Source organism: Candidatus Methylomirabilota bacterium, assembly GCA_035260325.1.
Classification (GTDB): domain Bacteria; phylum Methylomirabilota; class Methylomirabilia; order Rokubacteriales; family CSP1-6; genus AR19.
In genome coordinates, this window is record DATFVL010000204.1 from 1 (window position 1) to 2,301 (window position 2,301).

At 66.2% G+C, this 2,301-nt stretch carries 3 protein-coding genes; all 3 read right to left on the reverse strand.

The annotated features are described in order from the left end of the window. Positions 1-1,421, reverse strand: a 1,421-nt coding sequence (locus tag VKG64_13265; protein HKB26011.1) for a DNA-directed RNA polymerase subunit beta, incomplete at its 3' end; no start/stop codon positions are given. A 178-nt stretch (positions 1,422-1,599) separates the two neighbouring features. Further along, complete coding sequence (gene rplL / locus VKG64_13270) at positions 1,600-2,007, reverse strand: 50S ribosomal protein L7/L12 (GenBank protein HKB26012.1); 408 nt, start codon at positions 2,005-2,007, stop codon at positions 1,600-1,602. 20 nt (positions 2,008-2,027) lie between these two features. Further along, positions 2,028-2,301 (reverse strand): 50S ribosomal protein L10 (locus VKG64_13275; GenBank protein ID HKB26013.1); only part of this gene is annotated, 274 nt, incomplete at its 5' end.

Genomic DNA, 2,301 nt, shown 5'->3' on the forward strand with positions numbered 1-2,301 from the left:
CGCACCCGGCGATTGCCCAGGTGGTCGATGTCGTCGGTGTAGCCGCGTCCCTCGCGCAACTCGATCAGGTAGCGGATGATGGCAATGAAGTCGTCCTCGGTGAGGACCGTGTTGTCCTTGGGCACGTTCACCTTGAGCCGCTGGTTGATCTTGTAGCGGCCCACCCGCCCCAGGTCGTAGCGCTTGGGGTGGAAGAACAGGCGCTCGAGCGCCTGGCGCGCGGTCTCCAGGTTCGGCGCCTCGCCCGGCCGCAGCAGGGCGTAGATCTGCTCCAGGGCCTCGGCCTCGGAGTGAGTCGGGTCCTTGAGCAGGGTGTTCTTGATGAGCGGCGACTCACTGCGCCCCGGCGGCAACAGCACGTCGACCTTCGTGACCCCGGCTTTGAGCAGCTTCTTCTTGAGGGCGTCCGACAGCTCGCGCCCGGCTTCGGCCAGCACCTCGCCCGTCTCCGGCTCGGCCACGTCGAACGCCAGGATGTAGGCGCCCAGCCGCTCGCGGGTGGTCGTCGGCTGCGCCTCGTCGCGCAGATCGAGCGCCGTATAGCCCGCGAACACCTTCACCTTGCTGATGCCGGCGCGGCGGAAGGTGTTGAATTTCTCGAGCGTCAGCTCGTCGCCGACCCTCCCGAGCGGCTCGCCCTTCTTGTTCTCCGGATCGGGCACGTCGACCGCGAGCAGGGTGCCCAGCACTTCGCGCTTCTGGGCGCGCCCCTCGAGCTTGCCGGTGATGTCGATGTCCTTCATGGCGTAGAACAGCTTCAGCACGTCGGCGTTGGTGCCGTAGCCGAAGGCCCGGAGCAGGGCCGTGGCCGGGAACTTCTTCTTCTTATCGATGTGGACGTAGACCACGTCGTGGATGTCGATCGTGAACTCGACCCACGAGCCCCGGAAGGGAATGATGCGCGCTGAGAACAGCCGCTGGCCGTTCGGGTGGATGCTCTCTTCGAACACCACGCCGGGGGAGCGGTGCAGCTGCGATACGATCACCCGCTCGGCGCCGTTGATGACGAACGTGCCCAGCGGGGTGAGGATCGGCAGCTCACCGAGATAGACTTCCTTCTCGATGATGTTCTTGGGGCGCTTGGTCTTGGTGGTCTCGCCCACTTCCTCCATCACGACCAGCTGCAGCGTCGCCTTCAGCGGGACCGAGTAGGTCATGTCCCGCTCGATGCACTCCTCCACGGAGTACTTGGCCTCCCCGAGCCCGTACTTCACGAACTCGAGCGAGTAGTTCCCGTTCACGTCCTGGACCGGAAACACGTCCTTGAACACCCGTTCCAGCCCGACGTCGGTGCGCTCGGCGCCCTTGCCGTCCGGCTGCAGGAGTGACTGGAACGCGCGCGTCTGGATATCGAGGAGATGCGGCATCGGCATCCCCTGATCGAGCTTCGCGAACGACAGCACCGGCAGCGTCTTCGTCATGTTCAAACCTCAAGCAAATGCGAAAGGGCCCCCGCCCCCCATCGGAACGCCGACCGGGGGTAGAGCGAGGGGCTCGTACCAGCGAGCAGGAGTGTGGCAAATCCGCGCATGTCGTCGCCCAAAGGAGACCCGAGTGCGGCCGGCGGGCCCGAGTGGCCCGCGGCGTCCGTCCCGGCGTCTACTTCAGTTCGACGGCCGCGCCCTGCGCTTCGAGCTTCTTCTTGATTTCTTCGGCTTCCTGCTTGGACACGCCTTCCTTCACGGTGCCGGGCGCGCCTTCCACCAGGTCCTTGGCCTCCTTCAGGCCCAGGCTGGTGATCGCCCGGATCTCTTTGATGACTTGGATCTTCTTCTCACCGCCGCTCTTCAGGATGACGGTGAACTCGGTCTGCTCTTCAGCCGCAGGCGCCGCCGCGCCGCCCGCCGCGCCGGCGGCGCCGGCCGCGGGTGCTGCCGCCGCGGGCGCGGTGATCGTGACGCCGAACTTCTCCTTGAACGCCTCGATGAGCTCTGCCAGTTCAAACACCGTCATGTTCCCGATGGCTTCGAGGATGTCGCCCTTGCTCAAACTCGTCTGCGTCGCCATAGCCGTGTCTCCCACCCGATTTAAGAAGCGGCGCCCGCGGAGGCTGCGCGCTTGGTCCGGAGCGCCTCGAAGGCACCCACCACGTTCATCAGCAAGCCGTTCAACGCACCGACGAAGCCAGCCAGCGGCGCCTGCAGTGTGCCGCCCACCTGGGCGAGCAGCTCGGTGCGCGACGGCAGGCTGGCGAGCCGTTTCACCTGCTCTGGCGTCACGGCCTTGCCGTCCACCAGGCCCGCCTTGATGGCGGGCTTCGCGAATTCCCTGGCGAAGTCGGCCAGCACCTTCGCCGCCGCG